The organism is Fulvimarina uroteuthidis, assembly GCF_034321785.1.
GTDB classification, from domain to species: Bacteria; Pseudomonadota; Alphaproteobacteria; order Rhizobiales; family Rhizobiaceae; genus Fulvimarina; species Fulvimarina uroteuthidis.
Window position 1 is genome coordinate 498,778 of the sequence record NZ_JAXLPB010000001.1, and the last position, 16,570, is coordinate 515,347.

Below are 16,570 nucleotides of genomic sequence, written 5' to 3' on the forward strand. Positions count from 1 at the left end.
TGCTCTTCATTTGGGATACCAGACTTTGTCGACGCGTCTTCCTGCCCTTCTCGCGTTGTCCGCGCTTCTGCCGGCCGTTCTCGCTGGCTGCCAGAGCGAGGGATCGGGCGCGGCCCTTCAGGAAGCGTCGGCCTCCATCCAGCCCGCCGCCCCGCCGGAACCGTTCCAGTACACCTCTGTCACCCAGACGAAGTACAATCCCTTCACCGTGGACTACACGCAGCCGAGCGCGGCGGCCGGCGGGCCGGCGAAATCGTTCGTGCGCGTCTCCTCGCCAGGCATCTCGATCGGCAGCCCGCAGCACGAGGCCGTCGCCCGCGCGGTGGTCGTCGAGGTCGCGAGCGAACGCCTGTGCCAGCCGGGAACCCAGCCGCAGTTCCAGAAGCAGTATGGCCGCGAGGTCTATCTCAACGAACGCGTCCAGAAATGGGGCGCCATCGTCTATTGCGACGCAGCGCCCGCCTATCCGCCCATGAACGGCGGGGCGATGGCCAGCGCTTCGGGATCGATGAACAACGCCGCCGGCGGCTATGGTGGCTCGACCCAGCCGCAATATGGCGGCGCGCCCGCGCCCATGGCCGGCGCGCCGATGCCGCCCCAGCCGATGAGCTCCGTCCAGGATACGCTCATGCCGCTGCCGAACGCCGGCAACTCTCCCCTGCCCCTCTCGATGATGAGTTCGGACGCCTACCGTTAGAACGCGCAATGAAACCGCGATCTCTGAAGGCCTGAGGCGCAGGGGCGTCGCTCCGCGCGTCATCCGCATGTCACCGGGCGGGTGGCATGGTCGGTCCTATCCGTGAAGAACGAAGGACCCGATCCATGACCCGTCCGCTGAGCGCCGGTTTGCTCGTCACCCTCTGCCTGTCCGTCCTGCCGGCCGCCGCGCAATCGGGCGACGGGCGCGAATTTCCCGCAACGCTCGCGGGCCAGGTGGTGCTTGCCGCCGATTCGATCGTGCCCGCTCCGGACGACGCGCCCGACGCGCTGAAGAGCGCGGGGACATTCACCGGCGCGACCCGTCGCCGGACGCTTGAGCCCGGATCGGTTCCCGGCATGGACGGGCTTCGCCCGACCGGGTTCGCCACGCCGATCGAAGGCCAGAGCCTCCAGGGATTTTCCGGCATCAAGGCGATGCAGGACGGGACCTACTGGACGATGTCCGACAATGGCTTCGGCGCCAAGGCGAACTCCGCCGACGCCATGCTGATGCTCCACAATGTCGCTCTCGACTGGGAGACCGGAACGCTCGATCGCCGCGAGACCGTCTTCCTCAGCGATCCGAACGCGGTCGCACCGTTTCCCATCGCCATGGAAGGCACGCCGACGCGCTACCTGACGGGCGCCGACTTCGACGTGGAATCGATCCAGCCGGTGGAGGATGGCTTCTGGGTGGGCGAGGAGTTCGGCCCCTATCTCCTGAAGTTCGACAGGCAGGGCCGCCTCAAGGCCATGCACGACACGATGATCGGCGATACGGCCGTCTCCTCGCCGGACCATCCCGATCTGCGACTCCCCGCCGATCCGGCGAGCCCGATGCCGGCCTTCAACCTGAAGCGCTCGGGCGGGTTCGAGGGCCTGGCGCTCAGCCCCGACGGCGCCAAGCTCTACGGCCTCCTCGAAGGCCCGGTCTTCGTGGACGGACAGGCGGAGGCGACGGATGACGGGCGAGACGCGCTGCGGATCGTCGAGTTCGACGTCGCATCGAACGAATGGACCGGCCGCTCCTGGCTCTACCCGCTGGCCGAGGGCGCGACGGCGATCGGCGACTTCAACATGATCGACGACAGCCACGCGCTGGTGATCGAACGGGACGGCGGGGCGGGCCTGCAGGACCAGGCCTGCGCCGGGGAACCGGCCGCCGACTGCTTTGCGACACCGGCAAAGCTCAAGCGCGTGGCGAAGATCGCGATGAGCGACGAGAGCGTGGGCGGCCCCGTCGCCAAGCTCGGCTATATCGACCTTCTCGCCATCGAGGATCCGGACGCGAAGGCCCGGCAGGGCGGCGCGAACGGGCGCTACACCATGCCCTTCGTCACGATCGAGAATGTCGACCGGGTCGACGAGACCCATATCGTCGTCGGAAACGACAACAATTTTCCGTTCTCCGCAGGCCGGTCGCTCACCAAGGCCGACGACAACGAGTTCGTCCTTCTCGAAGCGGGCGAACTGCTCCGCGCCGAATGACCGCCGACCGTCACGGCAGGGCCCGCCGAACGCGGTCGGCCTTCTTCAGGCCGTGCGGGGATCGAAGGCGCCGCTTTCGATCTCGGCCGCCAACCTGTCGATCGCATCGGCCAGCTTCTCGTCGATGACGTGGAGAAGCTGCGTCCAATCGTCGAAATGGTGAAGGTCGGCGGCCCCGTCGGAAATGCCCCGCAGCCCGATCATCGGCAACTCGAAGCGCTGGCAGGCGCGCAGCACGGCAAAGCTCTCCATGTCCACCATCTCGGCATCAATGCCCGCGTAGGCGGCGCCCGAGACGATGTTCGCGCCGGTCGAAAGCCGCGCCGTCGCAAGGCCTGGAATGGGGGTCGGCAGCGCGGTGTGCACGGGATGGTCGAGGAATGGCGTCACGCCCCTGGTGAAGCCGAGCGGCGAGGCGTCGATGTCGCGCCAAGCAACGGACGAGGCCTGGTAGACGGCGCCCTGTTCCAGGACCCGCGATCCGGCCGAGCCGAGCGAGACGACGAGCCGGGGCAGCCGGCCCCGCGCCTTGAGGCCTTCGAGGGCGATACCGGTCGCGAGCGCCGATTCGATCGGGCCGACGCCGGTCATCAGCGGCGCGATGCGCGCCTTCAGATGCACGCCATATTCGGCGTTCGCCGCCATCACGAACAGGACGGGGACGCCGGAAAGCCCGGCGACTTCAAACTGGTCCCCTACCATCACCGGTTCATCCACCAGATGGCGATGTTCAGGGCGCTCGCATAGCCGGTCCACAAGGCATAGGGCACGAAGAGCAAGGCCGCGATCCGCTCCCTTGCCCATGCCCTTGCGATGAACAGGACGATCAGCACGTCCAGGGCAAGGATCAGAGCGATCGCCAGCGCGAGCGCCTGTGCCGCGAAGAAGACCGGCGGCCACGAAAAGTTCACGACGAGCTGTGCCCACCAGAGCGTCTGCAGGTCCCCGGCGCCGGCGCGCCAGACCCGCCAGCCGGCAATGCCGATACAGATGTAGAGGATGGTCCAGACCACGCCGAACGCCCAGTCGGGCGGATTGAACGAAGGCTTGTCGAGGCCGGCGTACCAGCCGCCGGTTTCGACGGTGAGGCCGATCAGGCCGCCGCCGCCGAGCGCGAGAAGCACGAAGAGGACGAGCGGAAGAACGCGGCCGAGGCTCATGCAGGCCGCTCCATGACGCAGACGAAGAAGCCGTCCGTTCCGGTCTTGAGCGGCGTCATCATCAGGGCGGTTCCGGCGGACAAAGCGAGGCGATGCACCTCGGCGTTCCCTTCCGCGCCGGCCTCCGGCGACGCGCCCGTCGCCATGGCACGCTCCCAGATCCCGCCGAGGTCGAGCGGCACAAAGCCGCCCGCGCCGCCGAGGAAGGCCTCGATGCGCTCGGCATTCTCGTCGGGCAGGACCGAGCAGGTGACGTAGACGAGCCGTCCGCCCGGCTTCACGTACCGGGCGGCCTGGTCGAGAACGGCGTCCTGCTCGGCGATGCGCTTTTCGAGATTGGCCTCCGACAGCCGCCATTTCGCGTCCGGGCGGCGGCGCCAGGTGCCGGTGCCCGAACAGGGCGCATCGACGAAGACGATGTCCATCGCGGCCTCGAGTTCGGCCAGCTCGTCGCGGGGATCGTGAACCTGCACGTTGCGGCAGCCGGCGCGGGCCAGGCGATCGTAGATCGGCGCGAGGCGCTGGCGGTCGCCGTCATAGGCATGGATCTGCCCGGTGTTTTCGAGCGCGGCCGACAGCGCCAGGGTCTTGCCCCCCGCCCCCGCGCAATAATCGAGGATCTGCATGCCGGGCTCGGCGCCCGACAGGAGCGCGGCGAGCTGCGAGCCCTCGTCTTGGATCTCGAACCAGCCCTTGAGGAAGCCGGCCTCCACCTGAACGTTCGGATGGCGGCCATCGCCCTCGATCGGCGCGATGCGGATGCCGGTCGGCGTCAGACCGGACGGCTCGGCATGGAACGGGCTGAGCGCTTCGAGCACCTTGTCGTGGCTGGCTTTCAGCGTGTTGGCACGCAGGTCGAGCGGCGGCCGGTCGGAGAGCGCGGCCGCCTCCTCCACCCAGCTCTCGCCGAACAGGACTTCGAACCGGTCCGCCAGCCAGTCGGGAATGTCGGCGCGCACGGCGCCGGGCGCATCGAGCGCGCGATGCTCGGGGAACGCGCGCAGGGTTTCGGGATCGGGCAGGTCCGGCGCGAATTTGTCGCCGTCGATCGCCTTCGTCAACGCCTCGGCATCCAGCGACAGGCCTTCCATCGCAGCCGCCGCGACGATCGCGTTCGGCGCGTCGCTGCCCATCCGGTGGCCGTAGGAGCGCTTGCGGCGAAGCGCGTCGTAGACAAGATTGCCGATGGCCGACCGGTCCTTGGACCCTGCGAAGCGATGGGAGATGCCCCAGTCCTTCAGGGCCTGCGCGACGGGCCGATGGCGCGTCTCGATGTCGGTCAGGATTTCGATGGCTGCGGACAGCCGGCCGCCAAGGCGCATGGGAAAGCTCTTTTCAAGGATCGATCGGTCTTCGTCGCGGCGCTTCGGGCCGCACGTATCGAACGGCCTGCCGCGTCTTGGACCCGGCGTCAAGCGCGCAGGCGCGTCGGTTTTCGTTCCGCCCCGTCCGTCAGCGCAGTGCCGACGCCCCGACCGCAGGTCTCGTCCGGGCTCGGTCGGCGTCCGTCGCGAGGTCCCGGTCGACGAAGCGATCGGCGATCGCGCCGCCGGCGATCATCGCGGCGAGGCCGAGGAGCGAGGAGATGGCCAGCACCGAGCCGCCGGTAAAGCCCGCCCCGATCGTGCAGCCGACCGCGAGAATGCCGCCGAAGCCCATCAGGACGCCGCCGGCGGTGTAGCGCACGATCGAAGGGGTGCCCGGCTCCGAAAAGGTCTGGATCCGGAAACCGCCGAACAGGACGGATGCGAGGAAAGCGGCGGCGAGCGCGCCGATCAGGACGCCCTGGTCGAGGCCGGGAATGCTTTCGCGTCCCGTCGCGAGCGCTCCGGTCGTTGCGAGCGGGCGGATGAAGGAGAGGCTTTCGGCCTGGATCGGATCGAACAGCTGAAGCGACAGCGTATAGGTGAAATACCAGCCGAGAACGATGCTGAGGCCGACGCCCGCGCCGCCAAGCACGCGCCAGAGCGAAATCCGCGTCTTCGCGATGCCGATCACGGCGAGAAGCACGAGAACGCCACCGATCGCAAGACCGGTTTCCTGGGCAAGACCGAACTGTGCGAGAAGATCGTTGCCGCCGATCGCGGCGGTCGACCAGAGCCCGCCGATCGCATCCCGGAACGGCACGAGAACCCCGGCATAGGTCGCATAGCCGGCCAGCGCGACGACAAGCGCGGTGTAGACCGCGCGCAGGTTTCCCGATGCCGAAAGAACCAGCATACGCGAGACGCAGCCGCGCGACAGCACCATGCCGATGCCGAAGGCGAGACCGCCGACGAGCGCGCCCGACAGGGATTGGGCGGTGGAGAAGAACCGCGTCTCGCGGGCATCGATCAGGCCGTAGGACAGGAGACACTGGACGCCGAGCACCGCAACCGCGAACCCTGTCGTCCATGTCGCGAGCGATCGCAGGTCGCGTCGGCGGGTGACGTCGAGGACGGCGGCCCGGGTGCAGAAGGCGCTGCGCTGGGCCGCGAAGCCGAACAGCGCGCCGACGACGGCGCCGCCGAGAACGGCTGTCGCGGCTTCGCCGATCGCATCGATAAGGGGAACGAAATCCATTGCGTCAGTCGCATCCATCGTTTGGTGTCGCGCCACCACAGGGCAGAACCATGCGGTTCTGCCGATCCATTCCCGACGCGACCGGTTCTTCAGAACGGAAAGCCGTTGTTCAAGGGTGAAGACGCCGATCTACGGCTTGACGATCGTATAGCCGTCCTCGTCGAGACGGATGAGTTCTGCAACGCCCGCCTCGACGACGCTGGCGAAGGGCACGATCTCGGGCCGCTTGCCCTCGCTGCGCTCGATCGTGTCCATCGTGTTGCCGCAGGCGGCGAAGCTCACATTGGGCATGGATTGATCGAACGCGGTCAACCGCTCCATCACCGGCGTCCTGTCCGGGCGCAACATGGCGAGACCGGGGCCGTAGACGACGATGGTGATCTCCACCTCCTCGGCCTTCGCCGTATAGAATCGGGACACGTTCGCCGCGATCTCGAGCGCCGAGCGCATTGCCGCCTCGTCGTCGTCGGAGACCTGTAGCGCGAGCTTGTGGGTCACGAACCCGCCATCGTCCTCGCTTTCGCCCTCCTGCGCGAGCGCCGGACCCGAGGCAAGCCCGACGAGGGTCATGCCGGGTCCGAGCAGGCCGATGCTCAGCACGAGGTGGCTAAGGGCGGATGCGAATGGCGTTGCGGTCATGATGTGACGTCTCCCGGACAGAAGCTCAGACTGGCGTCTGACGCCGTGTCTGGCAAGCATTTCCTCGGACGGTGCGAGGCACAGGTGGCATCCCCTCCCGCAGCCATGGGAGCGGATGCGGACGGACCGGTCATGAGGCGATCTCGACGCTGCGGTTCCTCGTCGGCGTCACGACCGGATGGGCGGCGAGATAGCTCTCGCACACCTCCCAGATCGGCGGTCCTTCGGTGCCCTCGTTCACCGAAGCCCAGCCGGCCACGACATAGTCGCGTGCCGGATCGACCGCCTCTCCGGTTGCAAGAACCGTCATCTTCGAGATGCGCGAGCCGATCGGCTTCGCCGGATCGATGGCGTAGCCCATGCCGCCGACGCGCACCATGTCGCCGCCCTGCTGGTAGTAGGGATCGGGGTTGAAGAGATTGTCGGCGACGTCTTCGAGGATCGCCCGGATCGTCTCGCCGGTCATGGTGGAGCGGTAGGCCGCGGGGTATGTCATGGCGACGGCATTGTGCAGCTGCTCCACCGTGATGTCCTCGCCTGCCGGAAGCGACGTGCCCCAGCGAAAGCCCGGCGAGAGGGCGATCTCGGCATCGCGCTCTTCGAGAAGCGCATCGAGGATGAGATCGTCCCAGGTGCCGTTGAAATTGCCGCGCCGGTAGAGAAGCCCTTCGGTCTGTCCCAGAACGCGGGAAAGCTCGGTTTCGTAGGGCGCGCGCACCGCATCGATCTCGGTCGACATCGCCGCGTCCGGTGCGATGATATCGGAAAACACCGGGATCAGCGTATAGCGGAAATCCTTGAGAGCGCCGCCGGACACGTCGAGATCGAGCCGGCTGACGAACTTGCCGTTCGAACCCGACGCGATCAAAAGGGTCTGGCCCACCAAAACAGGTTCCGGCAGCGCATCGTGGGTGTGGCCGGTGAGGATGATGTCGATGCCCTCGACCTTCGCGGCAAGACGCCGGTCGACGTCGAACCCGTTGTGGGACAGGAGCACCACGAGGTCGGCGCCGGCCGCTCGCGCCTCGCCGACGTGGCGGGCGATCTCTTCGTCGCGAATGCCGAAGGACCATGTCGGGATCAGCCAGGACGGGTTGGCGATCGGCGTATAGGGGAAGGCCTGGCCGATGACGGCGACCCTTGCGCCGCCGCGCTCCAGCATCCGCCATGCCTCGAAGGCCGACTCGTTCCATTCCTTGTCGAAGATGTTGGAGCCGAGGAAGGGAAAGCCGAGCCCTTCGATCGCCTCGTTCACCCGTTCCGTGCCGTAGGTGAACTCCCAATGGCCGGTCATCGCATCGGGCTTCAGCAGCGCCATGGTGCGGATCATGTCCTGGCCGGCGGTGGCATTGGCGGTGTAGCTGCCCTGCCAGGTGTCGCCGCCGTCGAAAAGCAGGACATTGTCTTCGCCGCGCTCGGCCCGTGCCCGCCGCACGATGGTGGCGATGCGATCGAGCCCGCCCATCTTGCCGTATTGCCGGGCAAGCGCCGAATAGTCGTCGGAGGTCAGCGCGTAGGCGTCCCGACTTCCCGGTTCGATTTCGTAAAGCTTCAGAAAATCCGCACCGCTCACGTGCGGCGGCAGGCCCGCCACCGCGCCGACGCCGATATTGACCGCCGGCTCGCGGAAATAGACGGGCTTCAGCTGCGCATGGATATCGGTGACGTGAAGGAGCGTCAGATTGCCGAAATCGGCGGCTCCCAGCAGGTCGTCCTCGCCGACGCGCTGCTGCGCGGCCGCCCTCGACCAGCGCCCGGTGAGGGCCGCCCCGGTCAGGCCCGATAGCGCCACGGTGGCGGTGAGAAATTCGCGGCGTGAGACCATGGGTGAGCTCGTGTGTGATTGCGTATGGTGGTCGGCGTGTGCGCGGGAACCGCATCGGATGCTCAAAGCCGCCCTCCGGCGACTGCCCCCCGATCCCCAACCCCAAACGCCGTCATCCTCGGGCCCCGTCCCGAGGATGACGGCGGGGTGAGATTGTCCTGCCCCCGAAACGACGCCCCGGAATGCCGGACGCCGGCCGTGAAACCTACTGGCGGACCGCCGGCGTCTCGACCGACAGATTCTCGCCGCGCCAGGCGGTGTAGACCTCGAGCGCCATCAGCTCGTCGGAGAACGCGTCCGGAAATTCGGCCCGTGTGTCGCGGATGCAGCCGCGGAAGCGGTTGTGCAACGAGACGAGGTTGCCCTGCTTCAACCGGTAGGTCGGAAAACCGTTGGTGTTGCCCTGCGACAGATGATCGGCGCGGATGTAGCGGCCGTTATAGCCCTCGTGGCAGGTGGCGCAGGACAGGTTCAACTGCCCCGTGCGCAGATAGTAGCGGTCCTTGCCCCGGTTCCACCAGCTCATCATCTCGCCGGCCGCAAGGTCGATCGTCACGGGCACGCCCAGCGACTGGTGCTTCACGTAGGCCGTGAGATCCTTCTGGTCCTGCGCGTCGAACGCGTAGGGCTCGGCCTGCATGTTCTCGGCGCGGCACCGGTTGATCTGCAGCTCGACATTGATCGGCTTGCCGGTCGCCTCGCTCCACTTCGGGAAGGTCGCGCCGACGCCCTGCATGGTCTCGCTTGCATCCTCGTGGCAGGACGCACACGACTTGCCGGCCTCGCCCTCGACCGTGTTCCAGATCTCCTCGCCGCGCTCGACGTTCAGCATGCCGGGATTTTCGAAGCTGTCGGCCTCCATCGCCCTGGTGTCGGGCTCGCGGTAGAGCCAGCCGGACTTCACCTCCTCGAAGGGATGGCCCTCGGGCTGGCTCGGCGCGGGCGCGACCGTGGTGATCGCAACGCCGTCGATCTCGAGCGTCTCGTCCACCGGATCGGCGAAGGCCCGGGTGCCGAGCGTCGCGCCGGCGAGCACGATCGCGGCCGAGAGCAGGAATGCTGATGTCTTCACGCGGGGGCTCCTCCCAATGTTCCATGAATGTCCGGCGGCGGTGCGGAGCCCTGAAGACACCCTTACCCGCACCGGCCTCTGCCGCAAGCCTCAGGCGACCTCGATCGTTTTCTCGTCGGTGTAGGTCGCGCCATTGTCGTCCTTCCAGGTGAAGGTGAACGTGCCGCTCTCGGGGACCTTGGCCGAAAATTCGAAATAGGGATTGGCCGCGACCGCCGGGTCGAGATCGCACTCGAAGACCTTGGTGCCGTTGAACGAGCAGGTGAAGGTGTTGATGATCTCGCGCGGGATCAAATTGCCTTCCTTGTCCTTGCGCTGGCCCGATTCCATGTCGTGGCTGATCAGGGTCTTGATCGTGATGACCTCGCCGGCGGCGGCGGTCTTGGGCACTTTCACGCGGGGTTTGGGCGTTGCCATGTCGTGTCTCTCCTTGAAGGCGCTGCGAACCGGCACGAAGGGCCGGCGAGCGCTAGAAATGTCCAGCTGTTCGGGGTTGTCCGGCGAAAAGGCTTGCGCCTCAGCCGCCGCAGCCGCCGATGGTGACCTTCACTTCCTTCGAATCGGAATAGGTCGCGCCATCGCTCATCTTGGCGACCGCGACGACGGTCTGGGTCTTGGCGAGGCGAATGCGGGTGGTCGCTTCCGCCTTGCCGCTCATGGGCGTGAAATGGAACGTGGCGACCTCCGGATTCGGATTGCCTTCGGCCATCACCGTGACGGATTCGACGTAATCGTCCTCGCTCATCGGGCTTTCGACGGAGATCGAGATCGGCACGGTGTTGCCGTTCTCCGCGATCTCGGGCGCCGTCAGGCTGATCCGGCCGGTTTGCGGGCTCGTGCCGCCGGTGAATTCGGCGATCGCTTCCCTGGCCGCTTCCGGCGTCGCGAGGGCGGCCCGCGGCACAAGACCGGCAAGGCCGAGCGTTCCGGCGCCCGCGGCCAGCGTGAAGAGCTTGCGTCGGTTGAGTTGCGTCATGAGATTACTCGTCCTTGAGCGTTGTGAGATAGGCGACGACGTCTTCGACCTGACCGGCCGACAGGATCGTCCGGCCCTTGAATTCCTCCGCGACATCCACCCCCACATCGAGCGTGTAGAAGCCCGGCATGATGGTGTCCGGACCGAACACGGCCTTGGCGTTGGCAAGGATCGCGCGGAGCTGCGCCGCGCTCCAGCGGTCGGCGACACCGTCCATCGACGGCCCGACATTGCCGGGGAACTGGGCGTCGGCGATCTCGGAATTGGCGTGGCAGGCAAGGCAGTTGCCGAGCCCCCGGTCGGCGAAGACTTCGCGGCCCGCGACCGGATCGCCGGGCTCGCTCGACAACGGCGTTTCGACCGACATGTCGGAGAACGCGACGTCGCCGGGCGCGATATCGGCGGCGAAAGCCCCGGCCGGAGCGGCCAGAAGCGCCACGCCGAGACCCGATGCGAGCATGTGGACGCGTTTCATGTTCAAGACATTCCTCCGTTCGTCGGCCTTGTTTGACCGATCTTGGGTCCGTTTGGAAGCAATCCTGCCCTGGCGGAACGAGGAATTGCAGCATATTATTTCCGCGCGGGCAAAGCGCCGGTCGTATCGTCCGCCCGCATGGCAGGCGCTTCGACGGGCCGGCCGTCCCCCTGTTGCGCTGGCACGATGGTCTCGCGCAATGGTGATGAGACCGACCGCCTTGCTCCCGGCAGAGCGGCGTACGATATCCACGCCATACGCACGATCGTTCGTCTGGATGACAACAGAATGCCCATAGCATCCCGCACGAAAAAAATCCCGCACGGCGCAAGAGGCATCGCCGTTTCGGCGTGGGTGGCAGCGTTCGGCTTTCTCTGTTCCTTCGCGAACGACGCGCGGGCTGCCGAACTGATCATGCTGGAACAGCCGGGCTGCGTCTGGTGCAAGGCCTTCGACGAAGAGATCGCACCGGCCTATGCCAGATCCGGCGAAAGCCAGATCGCGCCCCTGCGCCGTGTCGACATCACGCAGGACTGGCCGGCGGATCTTGAGGACGTGCGCAAGGAACGGCTGACCCCGACCTTCGTCCTCCTCGACGATGGCGGGACGGAGGTCGACCGGATGCGCGGCTATCCGGGCGACGAATTCTTCTGGGGGCTGCTCGGCGAGATGCTGGCGAAGCTTCCCGCCGCCGGCGCGGCACCCGGCCCGGACGCGCCTCGCCGAGACTGACGTCACCGCGCCGTCGCCGACGGGGAACACACCGGCCTGCCCCGCGAGCTCTTGCGGGAAGACAGACATGGCCGGGGTCGCTATACCGATCGCACGAAGGACCGAAGACCGGCCCGCCCCAGACGAAGCCACGCAGCGGAAGGACCAGCACCGATGGCAAGCACACTCGACCAGCTCAGAGACATGACGACCGTGGTCGCCGATACCGGCGACATGGCCGCGATCAAGGCATTGAGGCCGATCGACTGCACGACCAATCCGAGCATTCTCCTCAAGGTCATCCAGTCGCCGGCCTCCGAAGAGCTGGTGGCCCGCGAGATCGAAGCGGGCAAGGCGCATGGCAGGACACCGCTTCAGGTCGCCGACGCGCTGACCATCGGGGTGGGAGCCCAACTCGCCCAGCTCGTTCCCGGGCGCGTCTCGACGGAGGTCGACGCCGACCTGTCCTTCGACCGGGCACGGTCGCTCGAAAAGGCGCGCGACATCGTCAGGGCCTACGCGGAAAAGGGCGTTCCGCGCGACCGGATCCTGATCAAGCTCGCCTCCACCTGGGAAGGCATCCGTGCTGCCGAAATCCTCGAGGCCGAAGGCATCCAGTGCAATCTCACCCTCCTGTTCTGCCTGGAACAGGCGGTCGCCTGCGCCGAGGCCGGCGTCTTCCTGATCTCGCCCTTCGTCGGTCGGATCACCGACTATTACGCAAAGGCGGAAGGCAGGACATTCTCGGCGGAGGAGGATCCGGGCGTCCTCTCGGTCAAGCGGATCTACGACTATTACAAGTCGAACGGCGTGCAGACGATCGTGATGGGCGCCTCGTTCCGCAACACCGGACAGATCACGGCGCTGGCAGGTTGCGACCGGCTGACGATCTCGCCGGCGCTCCTGCACGAGCTGGCCGGCGACGAGAGCGAACTGACGCGCCGGCTCTCGCCGGACACGGCCCGCCCCATGGACAGACTGCCGATGGACGAAGCAAGTTTCCGCTGGGGTCTCAACGCCGACCCGATGGCGACGGAAAAGCTTGCCGATGGCATCCGCAATTTCGACGCGGATCACAAGAAGCTTCTGGCGCTCCTGGCCGACAAGCTTGCGGCCTGACGCGCGCCGCGCACATGACCGTCCGGTCGCGCCGCGCAAGGCAAGACCGGACGTCGATCACGCGTGAGCACGAAGCGCCCTGGAGGTCGGTACCGGACACCATCGGCCGGATCGGGCGCCGGGAGCGGCGAAAGCGCTGCGGCCGCCGGCCCGCTCACCGGCCAGGCTTGCCTCCGTCGACTTCGTCGTGTGGAAACGGCAAGGCGCGCTCAGCACCGCGCGGCCTGGCCCGATTGCCGGAACGGCCCGATGATGCGTTCGTACTCGACCTCCGGCATGCCGTACGCCCCGCCGGTCAACCGTTGCAATTTCTCGCGCTGGACGATGGTAATCCGGCCGCGCTGGGCGCGGATCAGCCCGGCGCCCTCCAGATGATGTGTCGCGAGCGTCACGGTGGAGCGCCTGACCGAAAGCATGGTGCCCAGGAAATCATGGGTGAGTTCGATCTCGTTCCCGTCGATCCGGTCATGGCACATCAGCAGCCACCGCGCGAGGCGCTCTTCCACCGTGTAATTGGCGTTCGCGAGCGCGGTCTGGATCGCCTGCGTCGCCAGCACGTGCTGGAACCGCGAGATCAGCCGGTTGACCTCGGGACGCCGGTCACAGATGTCGCGGAGAATCTCCGCACTGATCGTCAGGCAGGTTCCCGGCACCTGCATGAGGCTGGAATGGGGAAGCGTGTCGACGCCGAAGGCCGCCGCCCCGCCGACGACGCCTTCCCGCCCGACAATGCCGATTTCCGCGCTTCTGCCGTCGTTGGACGTCAAAACGAGCGAGCAGATGCCGCTTTCGGGAAACCAGACATGTTCGATGTGCGTGGAGGCCGAGATCACCGTGTCTCCACGCGCGCGGTCGATCCGTTCGAGATGGGGCCGCAAGACCTCGAAATCCGGTTCTTTTAGCTGGCTAATTAATAGGTTTCGACAATTTTCTAGCGAAAGTTTCAACATTGCCTCCCTCGTCGCCAATGTGTTGCGAGGCGGAAGGCACGCGGCGCTGATGTCCGCTGTCGCCCGATGCATTCCCCGGTCATGTCTGGTTGGTCTTAGGCAGTGGTTCAAGAAAAAAAAAGCAAGTGTTCGATTCCACACCAAAGGTCTCGATTGGAGCGCGGTGGGAAAACCGGAAACGACGTCACATGCCGGTGACCATTTACGGTGAACGAAAAGCAAACCCTGCCTTCAAGACATAATGATCGATTAATAAATTACGATGCCTGGAGACTATGTCTCGAATTTTTTCTGTTCTCGGCGAGCAGAATGACCCCATTTTCGAGCATAAACGTCTTTCAGCGAAGGCGTTCGGACACTCGCGGATCGCCATCCGCACGTCGAGATAGAATCCGTTAAATCGAAAGGTGCACGAATCCGGTTCGATAGCGCGATCGTGCGAACAAGCTCACGGGTGATCTTGACGCTTCCCGATTCCCTTCTGGGCGGAATGCGATGGGGAACCGATCGGACGGACCGCGCGAATCATGCCCGGTCGGGCGATCGGGACAAGCGCCGCGACGCCCTGCCGGCAGCGCGCGCCGGACCTGGAGGATCGTGCGTCTGTTCAGACGCAGGATGCTGCAGCGGTTTTTTCGGTCTCGCGCAGAGGGCTTTCCGACAATCGCTTCCGATGTTCGGGCCGGTGTTTCAGGACCAGAAGCTCGGTATCGTCTCGCTCAAACGGCCGCCAACGCGCAGCGGTTCGACCCGTTCGGCAAGGCCCGTGCGGTCCGAGATCTCGACGGCGAGCCCGCAGACGGTCGCAGGTCCCTGTGCGGCCTCGAAACGCCCCTTCGGGATCTTGCTGACGAAGCGGTTGAGCGGTTCTTCCTTTTCCATCCCGAGGGAGGAATCGTAATCGCCGCACATACCCGCATCGGACTGGAAGGCCGTGCCGTGGGCGAGAATCTGATGGTCGGCGGTCGGAACATGCGTATGGGTTCCAACGACGACGCTCGCCTGCCCGTCCAGAAAATGGCCCATGGACTGTTTCTCGCTCGTTGCCTCGGCGTGGAAATCCAGAATGATCGCATCGGACTGTTCCCCCAACGGGCAGGATGCGATGAGGTCGCCCGCACAGGCGAAGGGATCGTCGAGCTCGGGCGACATGAAGACCCGGCCCATGATGTTGGCGACGAGGACGCGCGCCCCGTTGCGCGCCTCGAACAGGCCCGACCCGTTGCCCGGCGCGCCCTTGGGATAGTTGAGGGGTCTCAGGAACTGCGGCTCCTGGGGTGCGAACTGCAGGGCCTCGCGCTGATCCCACACATGGTTGCCGGTCGTCACCACATTGGCGCCGGCATCGATCGTGTCGATGAAGATCTGCCGCGTAATGCCGAACCCGCCTGCGGCGTTCTCGCCGTTCACGACGACGAAATCGAGCCGGAAATCGGAAATCAGTCCGGGCAGGCGATCGGTGACGGCGGTCCGACCGGACCGGCCGACCATGTCGCCGAGAAAGAGAAAGCGCATCGAGAAGATCCGTCGCGAGGAACAGGCGGGCGGCGCGTGTCGGCGTGCCTTGCCGGCAGCGCGGCGCAGCCCTTGTCATGTCATGGTGCCTGATGGCGTCAGCCGTGGCGGGCTTTGGCATCCTGCAGCTTTTCGAGGGCGGAGCGGACCGCCGGGCGCTGGCCGATCCGCTCGACCCATCCCGCCAGCGCATCGTAGCCTTCGGCGCCGTGGCCGGAGAGTTCCCGCAGGCCGGCGCGCGCCCAGCTGTAATTGATCATGTCGGCGATCGAATAGTCGCCCGCAAGCCAATGGTTCGTCCGCAGGTGCTTGTCGAGGACGCCGAGGACGCGCACCGACTCGGTGCGATAGCGCTTGATCGCATAGTCGATCGTCTCGTCCGCGGCATCGTTGAAGTGGTGATATTGGCCGATCATCGGCCCGGTATTGGCGACCTGGAAGAAGGTCCATGACAGGCACTTGCTGCGGGCCGGCGACGAACGCGGCAGGAACTGGCCCTTCAGCTCGGCCAGATAGATCATGATCGCACCCGACTCGAAGATCGTTTCGGAATGCCCGCCGCGCGACCGGTCGACGAGAACGGGAATCTTCTCGTTGAGATTGAGACCCTTGAACCGATCGGAATGCTGCTCGCCGGCGCCGATGTCCACCATATGCAGGTCGTAGGCCATGCCGCACTCTTCCAGCATGATGATCGGCTTCTCGCCGTTCGGCGTCGTCCACGTATAAAGTTCGATCATGAGCCTGCCCTTAAATTGCCGCGTGCCGATGTCCAATAGGTCACGATAATAGGACAGAAGCGGCGGGAAGAAACAGGGCGACCTTTTGCCGATCCCCCAATGCGCGACGAGGCCGACGGGAATGCTCCAGAAAACACGGATGTTTTGTATCGCCATCATGGGCGTGCTCGGGCTTGGGCTCGCCGGGTGCGCGGGTTCGCCGGGATCGGTGGACGTATCCGGCACGCAGGCGATGCAGGTCGATCGCGGCTATGCCCTGGCGAGCGTCAACCAGTTCCGCGCACAGAACGGGCTTGGACCCTTGCGCTATTCGGCAAAGCTCGACCAGGCCTCCACCCGGCAGGCCAGGGCCATGGCGGCGGAAGATCGCATGAGCCATTCGGTCGAAGGCAAATTGTCGAGCCGGGTGTCCCAATACGGTTACAGCTGGGGCTCGATCGCGGAAAACATCGCCTACGGATATCCCGACACGGCGCGCGCCATGACCGGGTGGAAGAATTCGGCCGGACACCGCAAGAACATCCTCAATCCGCGCGTCACCGAAATGGGCTTTGCCATGGCCGCCGGCCCGAACGGCATTCCCTACTGGGCGATGATCTTCGGCACCGAAAACAAGCGGATGCTGGTCGACCGATAGAG

General features: G+C 65.9%; 18 protein-coding genes. 5 read left to right on the forward strand and 13 right to left on the reverse strand.

Translation table 11 applies throughout. The features are described from left to right. Positions 1-25 precede the first annotated feature (25 nt). Entirely contained in the window at positions 26-697 is a 672-nt protein-coding gene (locus U0C82_RS02250; RefSeq protein ID WP_322185427.1) for a hypothetical protein, read from the forward strand. A 137-nt stretch (positions 698-834) separates the two neighbouring features. Continuing rightward, a complete protein-coding gene (locus tag U0C82_RS02255; RefSeq protein WP_322185962.1) occupies positions 835-2,187 on the forward strand; it encodes an esterase-like activity of phytase family protein in 1,353 nt (450 codons plus the stop codon). 45 nt (positions 2,188-2,232) lie between these two features. Here U0C82_RS02255 and U0C82_RS02260 read toward each other — a convergent pair whose 3' ends face one another. From U0C82_RS02260 to soxX, 10 genes are all read right to left on the reverse strand, one after another. Next, on the reverse strand, positions 2,233-2,889 hold the full coding sequence (locus U0C82_RS02260; RefSeq protein WP_322185428.1) for a 5'-methylthioadenosine/S-adenosylhomocysteine nucleosidase: 657 nt from the start codon (positions 2,887-2,889) through the stop codon (positions 2,233-2,235). Further along, complete coding sequence (locus U0C82_RS02265; RefSeq protein WP_322185429.1) at positions 2,889-3,347, reverse strand: TspO/MBR family protein; 459 nt, start codon at positions 3,345-3,347, stop codon at positions 2,889-2,891. Before U0C82_RS02265 ends, U0C82_RS02260 begins: the two co-directional genes overlap by 1 nt. Next, positions 3,344-4,669 carry an RsmB/NOP family class I SAM-dependent RNA methyltransferase gene (locus tag U0C82_RS02270; protein ID WP_322185430.1) on the reverse strand — a complete coding sequence of 442 codons (1,326 nt, stop codon included), beginning with the start codon at positions 4,667-4,669 and terminating at the stop codon, positions 3,344-3,346. The genes U0C82_RS02265 and U0C82_RS02270 overlap by 4 nt, the downstream gene beginning before the upstream one ends. 130 nt (positions 4,670-4,799) lie before the next feature. Beyond that, on the reverse strand, positions 4,800-5,909 hold the full coding sequence (locus tag U0C82_RS02275) for a YeeE/YedE family protein (protein ID WP_322185431.1): 1,110 nt from the start codon (positions 5,907-5,909) through the stop codon (positions 4,800-4,802). A 129-nt stretch (positions 5,910-6,038) separates the two neighbouring features. Beyond that, positions 6,039-6,548 carry a DsrE family protein gene (locus U0C82_RS02280; protein WP_322185432.1) on the reverse strand — a complete coding sequence of 170 codons (510 nt, stop codon included), beginning with the start codon at positions 6,546-6,548 and terminating at the stop codon, positions 6,039-6,041. A gap of 130 nt (positions 6,549-6,678) precedes the next feature. Beyond that, positions 6,679-8,373 (reverse strand): thiosulfohydrolase SoxB, encoded by a 1,695-nt coding sequence (soxB, locus tag U0C82_RS02285; protein WP_322185433.1) that lies wholly within the window; start codon positions 8,371-8,373, stop codon positions 6,679-6,681. Positions 8,374-8,578: 205 nt separating this feature from the next. Next, positions 8,579-9,445 carry a sulfur oxidation c-type cytochrome SoxA gene (gene soxA / locus U0C82_RS02290; RefSeq protein ID WP_416186604.1) on the reverse strand — a complete coding sequence of 289 codons (867 nt, stop codon included), beginning with the start codon at positions 9,443-9,445 and terminating at the stop codon, positions 8,579-8,581. Positions 9,446-9,535: 90 nt separating this feature from the next. Continuing rightward, positions 9,536-9,862 carry a thiosulfate oxidation carrier complex protein SoxZ gene (soxZ, locus tag U0C82_RS02295; protein ID WP_322185434.1) on the reverse strand — a complete coding sequence of 109 codons (327 nt, stop codon included), beginning with the start codon at positions 9,860-9,862 and terminating at the stop codon, positions 9,536-9,538. A gap of 100 nt (positions 9,863-9,962) precedes the next feature. Then, a complete protein-coding gene (gene soxY / locus U0C82_RS02300; protein ID WP_322185435.1) occupies positions 9,963-10,421 on the reverse strand; it encodes a thiosulfate oxidation carrier protein SoxY in 459 nt (152 codons plus the stop codon). Between the two features lie 4 nt (positions 10,422-10,425). Then, entirely contained in the window at positions 10,426-10,896 is a 471-nt protein-coding gene (gene soxX / locus U0C82_RS02305) for a sulfur oxidation c-type cytochrome SoxX (protein ID WP_322185436.1), read from the reverse strand. A 288-nt stretch (positions 10,897-11,184) separates the two neighbouring features. On the opposite strand from soxX, the gene U0C82_RS02310 reads away from it, so the two are divergent. Continuing rightward, positions 11,185-11,628, forward strand: coding sequence for a transcriptional regulator (locus U0C82_RS02310; protein WP_322185437.1), 444 nt, complete (start codon positions 11,185-11,187; stop codon positions 11,626-11,628). A 153-nt stretch (positions 11,629-11,781) separates the two neighbouring features. Continuing rightward, positions 11,782-12,726: a transaldolase gene (tal, locus tag U0C82_RS02315; protein WP_322185438.1), complete on the forward strand. Its 945-nt coding sequence runs from the start codon at positions 11,782-11,784 to the stop codon at positions 12,724-12,726. A gap of 209 nt (positions 12,727-12,935) precedes the next feature. Here tal and U0C82_RS02320 read toward each other — a convergent pair whose 3' ends face one another. The 3 genes from U0C82_RS02320 to U0C82_RS02330 form a co-directional block, all read right to left on the reverse strand. Then, entirely contained in the window at positions 12,936-13,604 is a 669-nt protein-coding gene (locus U0C82_RS02320; protein WP_322185439.1) for a Crp/Fnr family transcriptional regulator, read from the reverse strand. A gap of 762 nt (positions 13,605-14,366) precedes the next feature. Continuing rightward, entirely contained in the window at positions 14,367-15,191 is an 825-nt protein-coding gene (locus tag U0C82_RS02325) for a TIGR00282 family metallophosphoesterase (protein ID WP_322185440.1), read from the reverse strand. A 98-nt stretch (positions 15,192-15,289) separates the two neighbouring features. Further along, the gene (locus U0C82_RS02330; protein WP_322185441.1) at positions 15,290-15,931 is read right to left on the reverse strand and encodes a glutathione binding-like protein; all 642 of its coding nucleotides are present in this window, start codon (positions 15,929-15,931) and stop codon (positions 15,290-15,292) included. A gap of 139 nt (positions 15,932-16,070) precedes the next feature. Here U0C82_RS02330 and U0C82_RS02335 point away from each other — a divergent pair, with 139 nt between their 5' ends. After that, positions 16,071-16,568, forward strand: coding sequence for a CAP domain-containing protein (locus U0C82_RS02335; RefSeq protein WP_322185442.1), 498 nt, complete (start codon positions 16,071-16,073; stop codon positions 16,566-16,568). The last annotated feature ends 2 nt before the right edge of the window (positions 16,569-16,570 follow it).